The 17,328-nt window shown below is 71.1% G+C and carries 12 protein-coding genes and 3 pseudogenes; 7 read left to right on the top strand and 8 right to left on the bottom strand.

Annotation, left to right across the window (positions count from 1 at the left end):
• Positions 1 to 345: 345 nt before the first annotated feature.
• Positions 346 to 462: pseudogene (locus tag H8R17_RS49225) on the bottom strand (short-chain dehydrogenase); the annotation flags it as partial.
• 128 nt (positions 463 to 590) lie between these two features.
• Between H8R17_RS49225 and H8R17_RS15810 the strand changes: the two are divergent.
• Positions 591 to 1,067: pseudogene (locus H8R17_RS15810) on the top strand (TetR/AcrR family transcriptional regulator); the annotation flags it as partial.
• A gap of 372 nt (positions 1,068 to 1,439) precedes the next feature.
• Entirely contained in the window at positions 1,440 to 2,915 is a 1,476-nt protein-coding gene (locus H8R17_RS15805; RefSeq protein ID WP_187823902.1) for a sensor histidine kinase, read from the top strand.
• Between the two features lie 171 nt (positions 2,916 to 3,086).
• Here the strand turns inward: H8R17_RS15805 and H8R17_RS15800 are convergent, their stop codons facing one another.
• Positions 3,087 to 3,344 (bottom strand): WhiB family transcriptional regulator, encoded by a 258-nt coding sequence (locus tag H8R17_RS15800; protein ID WP_003992873.1) that lies wholly within the window; start codon positions 3,342 to 3,344, stop codon positions 3,087 to 3,089.
• A gap of 319 nt (positions 3,345 to 3,663) precedes the next feature.
• On the bottom strand, positions 3,664 to 4,632 hold the full coding sequence (locus tag H8R17_RS15795) for a diacylglycerol kinase family protein (protein WP_187823828.1): 969 nt from the start codon (positions 4,630 to 4,632) through the stop codon (positions 3,664 to 3,666).
• Between the two features lie 118 nt (positions 4,633 to 4,750).
• Here H8R17_RS15795 and H8R17_RS15790 point away from each other — a divergent pair, with 118 nt between their 5' ends.
• Entirely contained in the window at positions 4,751 to 5,206 is a 456-nt protein-coding gene (locus H8R17_RS15790; RefSeq protein WP_187823827.1) for a hypothetical protein, read from the top strand.
• A 93-nt stretch (positions 5,207 to 5,299) separates the two neighbouring features.
• On the opposite strand, the gene H8R17_RS15785 is transcribed toward H8R17_RS15790, so the two are convergent.
• From H8R17_RS15785 to H8R17_RS15775, 3 genes are all read right to left on the bottom strand, one after another.
• A complete protein-coding gene (locus tag H8R17_RS15785) occupies positions 5,300 to 6,490 on the bottom strand; it encodes an RNA polymerase sigma factor SigF (protein ID WP_187823901.1) in 1,191 nt (396 codons plus the stop codon).
• A gap of 17 nt (positions 6,491 to 6,507) precedes the next feature.
• Positions 6,508 to 6,921, bottom strand: coding sequence for an anti-sigma regulatory factor (locus H8R17_RS15780; RefSeq protein ID WP_187823826.1), 414 nt, complete (start codon positions 6,919 to 6,921; stop codon positions 6,508 to 6,510).
• Between the two features lie 272 nt (positions 6,922 to 7,193).
• The gene (locus H8R17_RS15775) at positions 7,194 to 7,454 is read right to left on the bottom strand and encodes a UBP-type zinc finger domain-containing protein (protein WP_187823825.1); all 261 of its coding nucleotides are present in this window, start codon (positions 7,452 to 7,454) and stop codon (positions 7,194 to 7,196) included.
• Between the two features lie 62 nt (positions 7,455 to 7,516).
• On the opposite strand from H8R17_RS15775, the gene H8R17_RS15770 reads away from it, so the two are divergent.
• Positions 7,517 to 9,121: a Na+/H+ antiporter gene (locus H8R17_RS15770; protein ID WP_187823824.1), complete on the top strand. Its 1,605-nt coding sequence runs from the start codon at positions 7,517 to 7,519 to the stop codon at positions 9,119 to 9,121.
• A 152-nt stretch (positions 9,122 to 9,273) separates the two neighbouring features.
• Here H8R17_RS15770 and H8R17_RS15765 read toward each other — a convergent pair whose 3' ends face one another.
• A complete protein-coding gene (locus tag H8R17_RS15765) occupies positions 9,274 to 10,182 on the bottom strand; it encodes a 1-aminocyclopropane-1-carboxylate deaminase/D-cysteine desulfhydrase (RefSeq protein ID WP_187823823.1) in 909 nt (302 codons plus the stop codon).
• A 693-nt stretch (positions 10,183 to 10,875) separates the two neighbouring features.
• Complete coding sequence (locus H8R17_RS15760) at positions 10,876 to 11,466, bottom strand: N-acetylmuramoyl-L-alanine amidase (protein ID WP_187823822.1); 591 nt, start codon at positions 11,464 to 11,466, stop codon at positions 10,876 to 10,878.
• Between the two features lie 295 nt (positions 11,467 to 11,761).
• Here H8R17_RS15760 and H8R17_RS15755 point away from each other — a divergent pair, with 295 nt between their 5' ends.
• The 3 genes and pseudogenes from H8R17_RS15755 to H8R17_RS15745 form a co-directional block, all read left to right on the top strand.
• Entirely contained in the window at positions 11,762 to 13,168 is a 1,407-nt protein-coding gene (locus tag H8R17_RS15755) for a family 2B encapsulin nanocompartment shell protein (RefSeq protein WP_187823821.1), read from the top strand.
• A gap of 107 nt (positions 13,169 to 13,275) precedes the next feature.
• Positions 13,276 to 14,343: a family 2 encapsulin nanocompartment cargo protein polyprenyl transferase gene (locus tag H8R17_RS15750; RefSeq protein WP_316959418.1), complete on the top strand. Its 1,068-nt coding sequence runs from the start codon at positions 13,276 to 13,278 to the stop codon at positions 14,341 to 14,343.
• Between the two features lie 539 nt (positions 14,344 to 14,882).
• Positions 14,883 to 17,241 (top strand): annotated as a pseudogene (locus H8R17_RS15745) (Tn3 family transposase); the annotation flags it as partial.
• Between the last annotated feature and the right edge of the window lie 87 nt (positions 17,242 to 17,328).

The following is a 17,328-nucleotide window of genomic DNA, read 5'->3' as shown; positions in this document are numbered from 1 at the left end:
GTTCCCAGCCCCGCCGGCCACCCGACCTCCCCCAGCACAGGCGTGCTTCGAACCGGGGAGTGGAATGGGAGCCGCCGCGACCACTGGCACAGCGATGACAACCAGGCACAGCAACGCAGACGCGACACCAGGCCAAGCGCCTCCCGGCACCGCCCGGCCCGACCGGGCGCGCCGTGAGCCCACGTCGAGCACCACCCGGGAGGAACCCGTATGACCGCCACCGCACCGGACCCCCGCAGCGACGTCCCGGGCCGGATCATGGCCCGCGAGATGACCGAGCAGCCCGACGTGCTGACCCGTGACCCAGCGGGAGTCGGGTGACGCCGGGAACGCCACGATGTCCGCCACGTCGGACGTCGTGCCGACGCGCTTGAGGACCGAGACACCCTCGGCGTGCGCGCGTATGGCGGGGTCGGCGAGCGCCGCGCTCGTCAGATCGGTGTCGACGAAGCCGGGACCCACCCACGATGGCGTCACCCGGCACGCCCAGCTCCGCGCGGATCGCGAAGGCACCGCCGCCCGCCGCCTCTATCGCGGCGACCGTCTCCTTCGCCACCGCCTCGTTGCTGCTGTAGTGCACGGCGACCAGCGCCCCGAGCCTGTACGCCGCCTTCGGCGACAAGCGGTCGCTCTTCGAGGAGGTCGTGCGCGAGTACGACGCGAAGTACGGCTCCTTCGGCGGACGCGCGCTAGCCGAGGAGCCCACCGCCCGGGCGGCCGTCGAGCGCACGCTGCGCGAGGCCGCCGTCGTGTACACCGACGCCGACCACCCGCACGGGTGTCTCGTCCTCCACGCGGCCGTCAACTGCTCGACCGCCGAGGTCGAGGAGATCTGCCGGGAGCGGCGCAAGGCCAATCTCACCGCGTTCGAGAGCCGTATAGCGGCCGACATCGCCGCCGGCCTGCTTCCCCCGGACGCCGACGCCACCGCCCTGGCCCGGCACGCCTGGGCCGTCATCCAGGGCATGTCACAACAGGCACGCGACGGGGCGAGCCGGGATGAACTGGAGGCGCTCGCGGAAATTGCCATGGCGATCTGGCCCCGCACAGGAACCCACACACGTTAGGCTGCATGGTGGATGTTAGGGCGTCCGACTAGTTCGATAAATTGACAACAACGAACAGTCTCCAACGCATGGACACACCTAGTGGTCTAGTCCACAATGTGTGGACAGAGCCATGAGAGGCGCGCACAAGCTTCCGTCTTCCCCGCACAGGAAGGCGGACCGAGGAACCGGAGCTCTCTGCCCTGACTGCCCCGGCTCCTCACCTTCGGCCGACCGGGACCGCACACCCCACGGCCGATATTGCTCCGGGCTGCGGTGCCGGGAGGGTTGAGGGTCCCTCCCAGGCGCCGCGGCCCGCGGGTGTTTCGGAGCGCGCACCGGCCGTTTTCAGGTGAGGTCCAAACGTGCAGGTACGCTCCACTCGTGCCCTCCATGAACGAACTCGTACGCCAGCACACCGCTCTCGACGACACCGATCTCGAGTGGCTCCACCTGCTGGTCTCGGAGTGGCAGCTGCTCTCCGACCTCTCCTTCGCGGACCTCGTCCTGTGGGTCCCCACCCGCGACGGCACCAGGTACGTCTCCGTGGCCCAGATGCGGCCCAACACCGGCCCGACCTCGTACCAGGACGACATGGTCGGCCACCTCGTCCCGCGCGGCCGCCGCCCCATGCTGGACGCCGCCCTCGACGAGGGCCGGATCGTGCGCGAAGGGGACCCGGAGTGGCGCGAAGAGGTCCCCGTCCGGGTCGAGTCGATCCCCGTACGGTGTGAAGGGCGCGTCCTCGGCGTCATCGCCCGCAACACCAATCTCCTCACCGTGCGCACCCCGAGCCGCCTGGAGCTCACCTACCTGCAGAGCGCCTCGGACCTCGCGCAGATGATCGCGGCCGGCGCCTTCCCGTTCGCGAACCAGCAGGTCGACATGGACGCCTCGCCCCGCGTCGGCGACGGCCTGATCCGGCTGGATGCCGACGGTATCGTCCAGTACGCCTCCCCGAACGCCCTGTCCGCCTTTCACCGCCTCGGCCTCGCCGCCGACCTCGTCGGCCACCACCTGGGCAGGACCACCGCCGAACTCGCTCCCACCCACGGGCCGGTGGACGAGGCCCTGGCCAAGGTTGCCAGCGGCTGGGCGCCCCGCGAGTTCGAGATCGAGTCCCGCGACGGGGTCATCCAGTTCCGGGCGATCCCGCTCAAGCCCAAGGGCACGCGCATCGGTTCGCTGGTCCTGCTCCGCGACGTGACCGAACTGCGTCGTCGCGAACGCGAGTTGATCACCAAGGATGCGACCATCCGGGAGATCCACCACCGAGTGAAGAACAACCTCCAGACGGTGGCGGCCCTGCTGCGCCTCCAGGCCCGGCGCATCGAGTCCGACCGCGGTCGCGAGGCCCTCGAGGAGGCGGTACGGCGCGTCGGGTCGATCGCGATCGTGCACGAGACGCTGTCCCAGAACCTGGACGAGCGCGTGGAGTTCGACGAGATCGCCGACCGGGTCCTCGCGATGGTCGCCGAGATCTCGCCGGGCAAGGTCATCGGTCGGCGCACCGGCCGCTTCGGCATCCTGGACGCCGAGGTCGCCACCCCGCTGTCGATGGTGCTGACCGAGATCCTGCAGAACGCCCTGGAGCACGGCTTCCGCGAGGGCGACACCGGCACGGTCGAGGTCTCGGCGGTCCGCGGCGGTACGTCGAAGCAGGCACGCCTGCTGGTCACCGTCCAGGACGACGGCGTGGGCCTGCCCGGGGGCTTCGACCCGCAGACCGCGGGCAACCTGGGCCTGCAGATCGTACGGACCCTGGTGGAGGGCGAGTTGGGTGGCACCTTCGACATGGTGCCGGCGCCGGAGCGGGGGACCAGGGTGATCCTGGACATCCCGGTGCGGTCGCAAAAGCAGGAAAGCTGAGAGCCCTGACCATAGCAAAAAGCCTCGGACCATATGGTCCGAGGCCAGTGCTCGTTGCTGCTCTGCTCATGCGAAGCGCATCGGGGGGAACTGCGCGCTGCGGCTCGGGGGCGGGAGATGCGTACGCGCCGTACGCGCCGCCAAGCTCAGGCTGTTGTCGCGGGGCGGGTGTCAGGCGGAGGCCTGACGGGCCCGGTTGCGGGCGGCGCGGCGCTTCATGGCGCGGCGCTCGTCCTCGCTGAGACCACCCCAGACGCCGGAGTCCTGGCCGGACTCAAGCGCCCACTGCAGACACTGCTCGATCACCGGGCAGCGACGGCAGACGGCCTTGGCTTCCTCGATCTGCAGCAGCGCAGGACCGGTGTTGCCGATGGGGAAGAAGAGCTCGGGGTCTTCCTCGCGGCAAACGGCGTTGTGACGCCAGTCCATGGCTGCTACCTCTCCGTGGTATTACGTGCAGGGTGCTTGTGAATGTGAACGCTTTCACGAATCCCTCAACAAGTGAAGGGCCGACCGCCAGGTTCCCTGGCGTGGTCCTGTGGTTTGAAGAGGGGTTCCGGTGATCTGTGGAGGCCGATGGTGCGGGCCGTCCCGATCGCCACGTAGAGACTCGCAAACCTCAGCGGCGGATACAACCCCTTCCGGAAAGTTTTTTTTGATTCTTCGGTGTCGACTAGGTCACAGCCGTACTTCCATGGGGTGGATCCTGGCCTAAACGTTCGAGTGAAAGGACTTTAGCCCCTTCTGCTCACACAATCACACGCAGTGCACGGCGTACGCCTGTGAACGTCACGCTCGTACGCAGCCCCAGGTGGTCACCGTCCATCTGGAGGGGTAGGGGCGCCTTCGAATGCAAGGTGAACTCGGTCAGATCGTGCCATGAGACGGCATGCCTGCCATGGGGAGCGCGCTCGGGGGACGAAGTGAGCAACTGGGTGCCATACCGGGCAACCGCGGCGGTGGACAGGCGGCTGAGACCGAGCACGTCGAGGCCGGTATCGAACGAGGCCTTAGGTGACGCATAGATCGGGCGATTGCCCAGAAACGTCCACGGAGAGGTGTTGGAGACTATGGACAGCACCAGATCGGTCACCGGCTCCTCGCCGGGCCGCTCCAGAGTGATCGTGCCGTGCCGGCGGTTCGGCTCGCCGAAGAGCTGGCGCATCACCTGACGCACGTACAGCGCGTGCGTGGACCTCTTGCCCCGCTCGCGGTGCTGCTCCACCCGGCCGACCACACCCGCATCGAAGCCGAGACCCGCGTTGAAGGTGAACCAGCGGGACGGGACCCCCTCGTCCTCGGTGCCGGGTGTGCCCGAGGTCAGCCCCAGGCCGATCGTGCGCTCACCGCCCTCGCGCAGCGCGTCCAGCAGGGCGCCGGTGGCCTCGACGGGGTGGTTGGGCAGGCCCAGGGCCCGGGCGAAGACGTTGGTGGAGCCGCCCGGGACCATGGCGAGGCGGGGCAGGTGCTCCGGGGCGGGGCCGGCGTGCAGGAGTCCGTTGACGACCTCGTTGACCGTGCCGTCGCCGCCGAGGGCCACCACCAGGTCGATTTCGTCGCTCTCCGCCGCCTGTCGGCCCAGGTCACGCGCGTGCCCCCGGTACTCGGTGGTCACCGCCTCCAGCTTCATCTCGCTCGCGAGCGCATGGATCAGGACATCGCGCGTGCGCGCACTTGTGGTGGTTGCCGCCGGATTGACCACGAGAAGTGCACGCATGACTGGCAGCGTACCTACTGGGGGGTACCCGGCCCATACCGAGGTAGGGATCCGGTAAGAGGTCGGGGAGTGAACCTCGGCACCGGCGCGCGCGGGGGCGAGGACTACTCTTCATGGCGTGAGCAGTGAGCAGACTCCCACCACCCCGGACACCACCGGCCCCCGCCCGCGGCGGCTGACGTATGCCGCGGCGCTCGCTGCCCTGGAGGGGCTCGCGCTCGTCGTCGGCGGTGTCTGGATGCTGGTCCTCGGCTTCACGGGTGACCCGGACGACCCGCAGCAGGCCGTGACCGGCGGGGTGACCGTGATCGTCCTCGCGCTGCTGCCGCTGCTCGCCGCCCGCGGGCTGCTCGGCCGGCGCAGCTGGAGCCGCGGCCCGGCCGTCATCACCCAGCTCCTGGCGCTGCCGGTGGCCTACAACCTGCTCCAGGCCGACAGCGTGGCGATCCCGGCCGGCATCGCCCTCGCCGTCGTCGCGGTCACCGCGCTGGTCCTGCTGGTCAACCCGGCGACGACCCAGGCCCTCGGGATCAGGGGGCCGGGCCGCGCGCAGGACGGCAAGCAGGAGCCGTAGGGGCGCGAGGGCGGTCGTACGCGCGCGGGTGCGGTCGTACGAGCGCGGTCCCGGCCGTACGAGCCGTGGCGCCGGACGGCGCACCGCCGGGCGCTACTCCTCCACCAGGAGCCTCTCCCGGAGCTGGGCCAGGGTGCGGGCCAGCAGGCGGGAGACGTGCATCTGGGAGATGCCGACCTCCTGGGCGATCTGCGACTGGGTCATGTTGCCGAAGAAGCGCAGCAGCAGGATCCGCTTCTCGCGCGGCGGCAGGTCCTCCAGCAGCGGTTTGAGTGACTCCCGGTACTCGACGCCCTCCAGCGCCTCGTCCTCGGCGCCGAGCGTGTCGGCGACCGCCGGGGACTCGTCGTCCGTGTCGGGGACGTCCAGGGACAGCGTGGAGTACGCGTTGGCGGACTCCAGGCCCTCCAGGACCTCCTCCTCCGAGATGGCCAGTTTCTCGGCGAGCTCGTGCACGGTGGGGGAGCGGCCGTGCTGCTGGGAGAGCTCCGCCGTGGCCGTCGTCAGGGCGAGCCGCAGCTCCTGTAGCCGCCGCGGGACGCGCACCGCCCAGCCCTTGTCGCGGAAGTGCCGCTTGATCTCGCCGACCACCGTAGGAGTCGCGTACGTCGAGAACTCGACGCCGCGGTCCGGGTCGAAGCGGTCGACCGACTTGATCAGGCCGATGGTCGCGACCTGGGTGAGGTCGTCCAGCGGCTCGCCGCGGTTGCGGAAGCGGCGCGCGAGGTGCTCGACGAGCGGCAGGTGCATCCGGACCAGCTGGTTGCGCAGCTCCGCGTACTCCGGGCTGCCGTCCTTCAGCTTCCGCAGCTCGATGAACAGGGCGCGCGCCCCGCTGCGGTCCTGCGGGTCGTGCTGCGTGCTCTGCACGCTCTGCACGCTCTGCACGCTCTGCGCGCTCAAAGCCTCGTCCTCGGCGTGTCGCTCGTGCTCGCTCATCGTCCCGCCCGTCGCCCTTCCCCGAGCCCTGGCCCCCTCCGCCACTCGCGACTGCGCGTGACTGGCCGGACCCTCAGGGGCGGGAGGTACCCCGTGCCGCCCGTCCGGAGGCGCGCTCCGCACGGCACCCTCCCGGCCGCGCTGCCCGCCGCCCGGGAGGGCCGCCTCTGGCGAGTCGTCCTCCGGATGCGGCCGGGCCTGCTCGGGAATGCCGTCGACGCCGTTCGCCGTGCGTCGGGATCCGCCCGGATCGACCGTGGTGCCCTGGCCAGGGCTCTCCGCGCCGTTCGGGCAGGGGGGACCCCCGTCCGGCAGCTCCCGTGTGCCGCGCTCTTCGTCCCGCACCGGCCCGTCCCCGTCCTTCACGCCGGCCCGGGTCCCGCGCCGCGCTGTTTGTAGAGGCTGATCGAAACGGTTTTGTCCTCGTCCACGGCGGAGGAGACCTTGCCCGCGAGGGCGGACAGCACGGTCCAGGCGAAGGTGTCCCGCGAGGGGGCGTGGCCGTCCGTGGTCGGGGCCGAGACGGTGACTTCGAGTGAGTCGTCGACGAGGCGGAAGACGCAGCTGAGCACCGAGCCGGGCACGGCCTGCTGAAGCAGGATCGCGCAGGCCTCGTCCACCGCGATGCGCAGGTCCTCGATCTCGTCGAGGGTGAAGTCCAAACGGGCCGCGAGGCCGGCAGTCGCCGTACGCAGCACCGACAGGTAGGCACCCGCGGCCGGCAGCCGGACTTCCACGAAGTCCTGGGACGCGGGCTCGCCTGAGATCTGGGACACCCTCACCTCCAAGGTGGTACAAGCATTTCAGGGCCGGGGGTCGCCCCCCGGGGTAACGCGATACGTGGTTCAGCGGTGACGCTATCGCGCTCTCAGCGTTCCTGTCCCCAGGGACCCCAACCCCTTACTGTCACTCATAGTAAAACTGCGGATACGCTCCGTGGCTAGAGGGTCTGCGGGCCCAATCGGGGAGAGCGCGCCGGTTTGACGTACCCAGGCGCCAGACGCTCGAACCGTCCGGAACCGGAGTCGCCGCGCCACGCGCGCGTGGGTCAGACGAGAACGTGGTCGACGAAGCACCAGCGCCAGCTCTCGCCGGGTTCGAAGGTTCGCATGACGGGATGGCCGGTCTCCTTGTGGTGCTCCGTCGTGTGCCGTCGCGGCGAGGAGTCGCAGCAGCCGACGTGACCGCAGGTGAGACACAGCCGCAGCTGCACCGGATCCGATCCCTCGGCGAGACACTCCGGGCAGGTCTTGCCGATCGGTTCGGGTTCCGGGTGCGGCAGCGCGTCGGCGTGCGTGCACTGTTTCATGATTGCCAGGTTACGACGGGTCCGCGGATGGCGGCGCGGAAAAAGGAGGGCGGGCGAGGACGATGGACGTGATGCCGCTGCTGCTGTTGGTGGCGGGCAGCGCCGCGATCGCCGCGGCCGGCCGGCGCACCCCGGTGCCGGCGCCGCTGCTGCTGGTCGCGGCCGGGCTGGCCGTGAGTTACGTGCCGGGCGTCCCGGACTACACCCTGGACCCGGGCATCGTCCTGCCGCTCCTGCTGCCCCCGCTGCTGCACACGGCGGCCACCGACAGCTCCTACCTCGACCTGCGGGCGCAGCTGCGGCCCGTGGCGCTGCTGTCGGTCGGGTACGTGCTGTTCGCGACCCTCGCCGTCGGCTGGGCCGTGTATCTGCTCGTACCGGATCTGCCGCTGCCCGCGGCGCTGGTGTTCGGCGCGGTGGTGGCGCCGCCGGACGCGGTCGCGGCGACGGCGGTGGCCCGCTGGGTCGGGCTGCCGTCGCGGGTCACCACCATCCTCCAGGGCGAGTCCCTGTTCAACGACGCCACCGCGATCACCGCCTACAAGGTGGCCCTCGCGGCCGCCGTCGGGGAGGGCGCCACCTGGGCTGGGGGAACCGCGGAGTTCCTGGTCGCGGCGATCGGCGGCGTCGGGACCGGCCTGGTGCTGATGCTGCCGCTGCACTGGCTGCGCACGCGCGTGAAGGACGCGTTGCTGAAGAACACGCTCTCCCTGCTGATCCCGTTCGTCGCGTACGCGGCCGCCGAGCAGGTGCACGCCTCGGGGGTCATCGCGGTGGTGGTCGTCGCGCTCTACCTGGGCCACCGCGCGTGGGAGGTCGACTTCACCACCCGCCTCCAGGAGGAGGCGGTGTGGAAGATGGTCGCCTTCGTCCTGGAGTCGGCGGTGTTCGTGCTGATCGGACTGCAGCTGCCGGTGGTCCTCAGGGGCCTCGGGGAGTACGAGGGCGCCGACGCCGCCTGGTACACGCTAGCCGTCTTCCTCGTGGTCGTCGCCGCCCGGTTCGTGTGGGTGTACCCGGCGACGTTCCTGCCGCGGGTGCTGTCCGCGCGAGTCCGGGAACGCGAGCCGAACCCCACCTGGAAGGGGTCGTTCGTCATCGCTTGGGCCGGTATGCGGGGCGTGGTCTCGCTCGCCATCGCCTTCTCCATCCCGCTCACCCTGCACGACGGCGAGGAACCGTTCCCGCAGCGCAACCTGATCCTGTTCCTGACCTTCACTACGGTCATCGGGACGCTGGTCGTTCAGGGGCTGACGCTGCCGCCGCTGATCCGCCTGCTGCGGTTCCCCGGGCGGGACGTGCAGGCCGAGACGCTCGCGGAGGCCAACGCCCAGGCGCAGGCCTCCCGGGCCGCCGAGCGGCGCCTCGACGAACTCCTCTCCGACTCCGACGAGCGCAACGCCCTTCCGGAACCGCTCGCCGACCGACTGCGCCAGGTCCTGGAGCGCCGCCGCAACGCCGTCTGGGAACGCCTCGGCTCGGTCAATCCGGTCACCGGCGAGACCGTCGACGACACGTACCGGCGGCTCTCGCGGGAGATGATCAGCGCCGAGCGCGCGGTGTTCGTCCGCCTGCGGGACGGCCGCTACATCGACGACGAGATGCTGCGCACGCTGCTGCGGCGGCTGGATCTGGAGGAGGCGGCGGCGTATCGGGAGATGGCGTAGCGGGTGGGGTGAACTCGGGAAGGCGGCTTGGCGGCGGGCGCAGCTCGGGAGGGCGGATGTGTCCAGCCGGGGGGCGGTTTGGCGGGCACGCCCGACCGGGAGGTTGTGTGGTGGGCATCCCCGGTCTGGGGGATGGGGGCGAGCGGGCTTGCTCAGTCGAGGGGGCGGCCGGTGACGGCGGCCGCTAGGGTCGTCCCGGGCCGGAAGGCGCCTTCGGTGGTCAGGGTGGTGAGGGCGTACAGCAATTTGGCTACATAGAGACGTTCGACGGGCAGGCCGTGGCGGTCGGAGAAGTCGTCGGCGAAGGCGTCGAGCTCGGGGGTGGTGCGGGCGTAGCCGCCGCAGTGGAAGCGGTCGTCGAGGGACCAGGTGCCGCGCGGGCCGCCGAAGGCCTCGCGTTGCAGGGCCCGTATGTCCGCGTCCAGGAAGCCGCCTTTGAGGACCGGTATGCCCAGTGCGCGCTGGTCGGGGGCCAGGCCCGCGGCCAGGCCGGCGAGTGTGCCGCCGGTGCCGCAGGCGACGGCGGCGACGTCCGCGTGGCCGCGCAGTTCCTCGCCGAGGGACCGGCAGCCGTGCACGGCGCGGGCGTTGCTGCCGCCCTCCGGGACGACGTACGCGTCCTCGGCGTCCGCCGCGCGCAGGATCGCTGCCAGGGTCTCCGGTTCGGTCTTGCGGCGGTACGTCGACCGGTCGGTGAAGTGCAGCCGCATGCCGTCGGCCGCGCACCGGGACAGCGAGGGGTTCAGGGGGCCGTCGGCCAGTTCCTGGCCGCGGACCACGCCGATCGTGGGGAGGCCGAGGAGGCGGCCGGCAGCGGCTGTGGCGCGCAGGTGGTTGGAGTAGGCGCCGCCGAAGGTGAGGATGGGGCGGCCGGCTGCCGCCGTGAGGTTCGGGGCGAGTTTGCGCCATTTGTTGCCGGTCAGCTCCGGGTGGATGAGGTCGTCGCGCTTGAGCAGGAGCCGGATGCCGCGGTGCGTGAAGCGGTCGTCCGTGATCTCTTGCACCGGTGAGGGCAGCTGAGAGCGCAGGGTGGTGAGGCCGGGGGCGTCGGAGCTGGGCACGTCGCCATTGTCGCCCGTCGGTACGGGGGTGAGGGGGGCCGGTGTTTGCTGGGTGCCCGGGGCCGGTGCGGGCCGGGGGTGGGTCTCGCTTGCCCGCGCCGGCGGCGGTGCCGCTGCCCCACGGGGTGACGGCGTCAGCTGCACCACGATTGCCAGGCGCCCGGCGTTGCGGCTGGCCGGGGGTGGGTCGCGCGGCCCGGCGCCGGCGGGGTGCCTTCCCCCACGCTCGAACGGTCTCGCGCGGGGGCACCCTTATCGCCCACCCGTGCCGCCCTGGGGGTACCTCCCAGGCCCTCAAGGGGTCCTTGCACTGGGGGAGGCACGCATGCCCGCAGCCACGACGACTGCACGTGGCCGCAGCTGCGGCCTGTGCGTGCCCGAGGCTGTGGCGGCTGTTTGTGGCCCGCGGCTACGTCCGTTGTGTGCGCCCGCCGCTACGACGGCCTCGTCCTCGAACGCCGGACGGGCTGAGAGATGCCGACCGGCGCCGAGGAGACCCGCGAGATCCGCGCGCTGTAGGAGCGTCCGGTGTGGGTGGCGGTGTGAGGTGTGGCTTTCCGCGGGTGCGGATGCAGATGGGGCGTGGTCGGGGATGGAGACCGCTCCCGGCACCGGCTGGTGTCCGACTCCGGTGTCGGATTCCGGCTCTGCCTCACGGCCTGATGGCCGCCCGGCGCCGAACCCCGGATCCCGTCAGTTGAGGCGGTCGCGGATGCGGGTGCGCATGGAAGTCATGGTGAAGCCGCGTGGGTCCACCTTGCCAGGCTGCCACTCCAGGTGGCCGATGACCGAGCGTTCCGTCCAGCCGTGATGGCGGCAGATCGCGGCGGCGGCCCGTTCTATGGCCTCCAGCTGGGCCGCGGGCCAGGGATCCTTGCCGTCGCCGAGGTTCTCGCACTCGAAGCCGTAGAAGTGGCGGTTGCCGTCGGTGTTCTGCTCGTTGTCCGGGGGGAGCCCCCGCTCGGCGATCACCGCGCGCAGTACGTCGTCGTCGCCGAGGCCGGCGTGGTTGGCGCGGCCGTAGCCGACGAGGTGGATGGTGCCGTTCTTGGTGATGACGCCGTGGCACAGCGGTCCAGGTAAGCCCGCGTAGCCCTTCCGGCAGAGCTCGACGGTCCGCGCGCTGCCCTTGGTCACGGTGTGGTGGATCATCACGCCGTGCACCGGGCCCCACGGACCCTTGTGGTTGCGGTTGTGGGTCCGCCACTCGCCGACCTCGACGACGGTGGCGCCCTCGGCTCTGAGCGCGCTCAAAAATCTGCTCGCGGACATGGGTGTGGCCATGACCGCCTCCTTCTCGTGGAGCGCGACGACCGCCCTTCGCGGCCGCCTCTACCGCTGCTTGTACCGAAATGCGACGAGGCGGAACCACTTGTTCGGCGCGTGTGCGAACCGATTCGGACACCCGGCTCAGATGCCACGGTGATGGACCGGGTCCCCATTTGTGCCCAGTCGTCGTTGATCCATTCCCGCTCTTTCGTGTAATAGCACGAGCACGCTCCCAGATGGAAGCCTTGGTCGTGCACATCGATGCCCGGCGCAGATCGCTGCCGGCGCATGACTGGGAGGGCAATTCTCTATGTCGGCAGGCGAAGAGGTCCGCTCCGAGGAGACCAGGCCGCAGCAGAGCCTCGGCACGGCAGCCGCGCGGAACCTGGCCACCACGACCAAGTCCGTTCCGCAGATGCAGGAGATCAGCTCCCGCTGGCTGCTGCGCATGCTGCCGTGGGTGGACGTGCAGGGCGGCACGTACCGGGTCAACCGGCGACTCACGTACGCCCTGGGGGACGGCCGACTGACGTTCGTGAAGACCGGCGACCAGGTCGAGGTCGTCCCCGGAGAACTCGCCGAGCTGCCGGCGCTGCGGTCGTACGAGGACGAGGAGGTGCTTTCGGAGATCGCCCGGCGCTGCCGGCAGCAGGAGTTCGAGCCGGGCGACGTGATCGCCTCCTTCGGCAGCCAGACCGACGAGGTGTACCTGCTGGCGCACGGCAGGGTGGAGAAGATCGGCACGGGCCCGTACGGGGAGGACGAATCCCTCGGAGTCCTCGCCGACGGCGCCTACTTCGGCGCCCAGGCGCTGCTCGACGGGGACGCCATCTGGGAGTTCACGGCCCGCGCGGTCACCGCCTGCACGGTTCTCGTACTGCCCCGTCAGGAGGTCGACCAGGTCGCGGAGCGTTCCGACGGCCTGCGCGAGCACCTCCAGCAGTACCGCGCGATCGCCGAGCAGCCCGCCAACAAGTACGGCGAGAAGGAGATCGACCTCGCCGCCGGCCACAGCGGCGAGCCGGACATCCCGCACACCTTCGTCGACTACGAGGCCAAGCCCCGTGAGTACGAACTGAGCGTCGCCCAGACCGTGCTGCGCATCCACACGCGCGTGGCCGACCTGTACAACCAGCCGATGAACCAGACCGAGCAGCAGCTCCGGCTGACGGTGGAGGCGCTGAAGGAGCGCCAGGAGCACGAGCTCATCAACAACCGCGAGTTCGGGCTGCTCCACAACTGCGAGTACAACCAGCGGATCCAGCCGCACGACGGCGCGCCCGGCCCCGACGACATGGACGAGCTGCTCAGCAGGCGGCGCGGCACCAAGCTGTTCCTCGCCCACCCGCGTGCGATCGCCGCGTTCGGCCGCGAGCTCAACAAGCGGGGGCTGGTCCCGGAGACCATCGACATCGCCGGCAACCGCATCCCGACGTGGCGCGGCGTGCCGATCTTCCCGTGCAACAAGATCCCGGTGACCGACGCGCGGACGTCCTCGATCATCGCGATGCGTACCGGCGAGGAGGACCAGGGCGTCATCGGCCTGCGGGCCACCGGCGTCCCGGAGGAGATCGAGCCGAGCCTGTCGGTGCGGTTCATGGGCATCAACGAACAGGCCATCATCAAGTACCTGGTGACGGCGTACTACTCGGCGGCCGTCCTGGTGCCGGACGCGCTCGGCGTCCTGGAGAACGTCGAGATCGGCCGGTGGCGGTGATCCTTCCGTCGGCTCTCGGCCCGGTCCGGCCAGGGGGGATTCCCGTCGCCCACCCGTCGACCACCGAGAGTCCGAGCTCCGGCGGGGCGCTCGAAAGGCGGAGGACCATCGGGGCCCAGACGCACACCGACAGCGGGACGGAGTCGCCGGACGGGCACGAGGCCGCGGCGCTCCTGGACGACGCCCGGGCCTCGGTCGACCCCGTGCTGCGCGCCGCCCTCGGCTCGCTGCCCGGCTCGATGCGCCGGATCGCGCTCTACCACTTCGGCTGGGAGCACGCGGACGGCACACCGGCGGAGGGCAACGCGGGCAAGGTGATCCGCCCGGCGCTCGTCCTCGCCTCCGCCGCCGCGCTCGGCGGGCCGGAGGCGCGGGTGGCGGCCGTAGGGGCGGCCGCGGCGGTGGAGCTGATCCACAACTTCACGTTGCTGCACGACGACGTGATGGACCGGGACACCACCCGCCGGCACCGGGCCACCGCCTGGACCGTGTTCGGTGACGCGGACGCGATCCTCGCCGGGGACGCGCTCCAGGCACTGGCCCTGCGGCTGCTCGCCGAGGACACGCATCCGGCGGCGCCGGCCGCCGCCGCCCGGCTCGCGGACTGCGTCGTGGAGCTGTGCGCCGGGCAGCAGGCGGACACGGCGATGGAGCGGCGCGGTCCGGGCGAGGTCGGCCTCGACGAGGTGCTCGCCATGGCTGAGGCCAAGACAGGTGCGCTGCTGGGGTGCGCGTGCGCGGTGGGCGGGCTGTACGCGGGGGCGGCGGCGGAGGACGTGTCGGCGCTGGACGCGTTCGGCAGGGAGGCCGGGCTCGCCTTCCAGCTCATCGACGACGTCATCGGCATATGGGGTGACCCGCGACGCACCGGCAAGCCGGTCGGCGCGGACCTCGCCGCCCGCAAGAAGTCGCTGCCGGTGGTCGCCGCGCTCTCCTCCGACACGCCGGCCGCCGCCGAACTCGCCGAGCTGTACCGGGCCCCGTACGAGGAGGAGGACGAACTGGAGTCCACGGTCCGGGCCGTGGAGCGGGCGGGCGGCCGCGACTGGGCCCAGGCCCAGGCCGCCGACCGCATGGCCCGGGCGATGCAACAGCTTGCCCGCGCCGTACCCGACCCCGCTGCGGCGGGCGGCCTCCTGGCCCTGTCCGAGTTCGTGACGGGGCGCAGCAGCTGAGAGCGGTACGAAGGGAGAACCGACATGGGCTGAGGGCAGACAGGGGGAGGAGCGGTAGTGGGCTGAGAGCGGCGAGGAGGGGGGGACCGACCTGGCCTGAGGACAGGAGGGGGAGACGATCGGCAGCGGCTGAGGGGAGGCGTCGGTAGCTGGGCCGCGGCTGAGGGGGCCGTCAGTGGCCGGAGGGGGCGTACGGCCGAGGGGGACGTACGCCCGCCTGACTGCCGTACGACTGGCGTGATCGCCAAAGCCCATGAAGACCCCGGAGGCGCCGGGGCCGCGCGGTTCCTGCCCCCGTGCGGTTGCCGGGGTTCCGGTCCGGTGGGTCCCGCTCATCCCCATGGTGAGCGGGGCTCACCACCCCCCCACGGGGCGGTGCCTCGAACCGGCCCCGTCGGTGTGCTTTCCGGGGGTTGAGGAACATCGGAACGAAAACCGGCGCTAAGCCCCTGGAGGGCTTGAGAGCGCTTTGACCTGGGGTTCGGCGGGGGCGGAGCCTTCGGCAGTCGTGTTGATCACTGACTGTCTGGAGGTCCGGGGTGCCGGTCGAGTTTCTGACGGATGAGCAAGCCGCGAAGTACGCGGCGTACGACGGGGCGCCGTCCCGTACGGAGCTGGAGCGGTTCTTCTTCCTGGACGATGCGGACCGGGCGCTGATCGAGCCGAAGCGGCGGGCACACAACCGGCTCGGGTTCGCGGTGCAGCTGACCACGGTGCGGTTCCTCGGGGTGTTCCTGGACGATCCGGCCGACGTGCCGGCGGAGGTGGTCGACTACCTCGCCGAGCAGCTCGGCATCGAGGACGCGTCGGAGCTGAAGGCGTACGGCGAGCGGGAGAACACCCGGCTCGACCACGTCCGTGAGCTGCGGTGGGTCCTGGAGTACACGGAGTTCGCCAAGGCGGAGGCGGAGCTGCGGGCGTGGGTGGACGCGCGGGCCTGGACGACCGGGGAGGGGCCCAAGGCCCTGTTCGACGCGGCGGCGGGGTGGCTGCGTGAGCGGCGGGTGCTGCTGCCCGGGGTGACGACGCTGGCCCGGCTGGTGGCCGCGGCGAGGGAGGCGGCGAACCAGCGGCTGTGGGACACCCTCTACGGGCTGCTGAGCACCGGTCAGCGTGCGGTGCTGGACTCCCTGCTGACGGTGCCGCCGGGCGCCCGGGGGTCGGAGCTGGACCGGCTGCGCCGGGGTCCGGTGCGGATCTCCGGGCCGCAGATGAAGTGGGCGTTGGAGCGGGCGGAGGAGATCGCGGCCTTCGGGATGAGCGAGGTGGACGTGTCCGCGATACCGCCGCGGCGGCTGGCTGAGCTGTCGCGGTACGGGGTCGACGGCAAGGCGTCGCTGCTGCGGCGGCACGGTGACTCCCGGCGCCTGGCCACGTTGCTGGCCACTGCGGTCTACCTGACGTCCCGGGCGGTCGATGACGCCCTGGACCTGCTGGAGGTGCTGATCGCGACGAAGCTGCTGGCCAGAGCGGAGCGGGAGACGGCGAAGGAGAAGCTGAAGACCCTGCCGCGCGTGGAGAGGGCGTCGGCGAAGCTGGCCGCCGCGTTCCAGATCGTGTTCGACACCACCAGCGAGCAGGTCGACACCGACACCGGGGAGATCAGCCCGCCCGAGGTGGAGACGCTGGAGGCGATGTGGGAGCGGATCGAGCAGGTGGTACCCCGGCACGAGCTGGCGGCGGCGATCGCCGCGCTGTTCGAGCTGACCCCACCGCTCGACTCGGACGCGGACGAGGCATGGCGGGCCCCAGATGGTCACCCGGTTCGGCACCGTGAGGCCGTTCCTGAAGCTCCTGGTGACGGTGGTCGACTTCGGTGCCGCGCCGGAGGGCGTGGCGGTCCTGAAGGCGTTGGAGTCGCTGCCGGACCTGATGGGACGCAAGAAGGTCGGCCCGGCGGAGATCGACACCGGCCTGCTCACCGGGTCGTGGCGGCGCCTGGTGCTCTCCGCGCCGCACTTGGAGCCGGGCACGGTCGACTGGAAGGCGTATGCGTTCTGCGTGCTGGAGCATCTGCACCGGATGATGCGGAGCAAGCAGGTGTTCGCGAAGAACTCCTCCAAGTGGGGCGATCTCCGCGCGAAGCTGCTGGACGGAGACGCATGGGAGCAGGCCAAGCCAACCGTTCTCGCCTCGCTCAACCTGCCCGCCGAGGCGGGTGAGCACCTGGCGGCGCGGGCCGCGCTGCTGGACGGCACCTACCGCGAGGCCGCCGCGCGGGTGCCGGCGAACTCCCAGATCGTGTTCGACGACGACGGCCGCCTGCACTTTGCCGCCCTGGAGCCGGAGCCCGAACCCGCCTCCCTGCGTCAGCTGCGCGAGGCAGTGGAGGCGATGCTGCCCCGGGTCGACCTGCCGGAGGCCCTGTTGGAGGTGTTCTCCTGGACCGGCGCCGACCAGGCGTTCACCTCGGTCACCGGTGGCGAGGCCCGGCTGAAGGATCTGCACGTGACGATCGCCGCGCTCCTGGTCGCGCACAGCTGCAACGTCGGCTACACCCCGGTCATCGGGGCCGCGGACGCGCTGAAGTACTGGCGCCTGTCCCATGTCGACCAGACGTATCTGCGGCTGTCGACGTACCGGGCCGCGAACGCCACACTGATCGACTACCAGGCAGCCATCCCGCTCGCGCAGGCGTGGGGCGGCGGCATGGTCGCCTCCGTGGACGGCATGCGGTTCGTCGTCCCCGTGCCGTCGGTGTACGCGCGGCCGAACCCGAAGTACTTCGGGCGCCGGGGCGGGGCGACCTGGCTGAACATGATCAACGACCAGGCGGCGGGGCTGGGCGGGAAGGTGGTGGCCGGCACCCCGCGCGACTCGCTGTACGTGCTGGACGTCCTCTACGACCGCGACGGCGGCAAGCGCCCGGAGATGATCGTCACAGATACCGCGAGCTACCTACGACCTCCGGCACCTGTGGCTCTTCTTCGCCGGTAGCGGTCTGAGCTGGGAACGGTTCGGCCCACCGGACTCGATCGCACTGCT

The organism is Streptomyces sp. TRM68367, from assembly GCF_014495685.1.
Lineage (GTDB): Bacteria > Actinomycetota > Actinomycetes > Streptomycetales > Streptomycetaceae > Streptomyces.
Note: the sequence above shows the minus strand (reverse complement) of the source record. Positions and strands in the feature narration are given on the sequence as shown.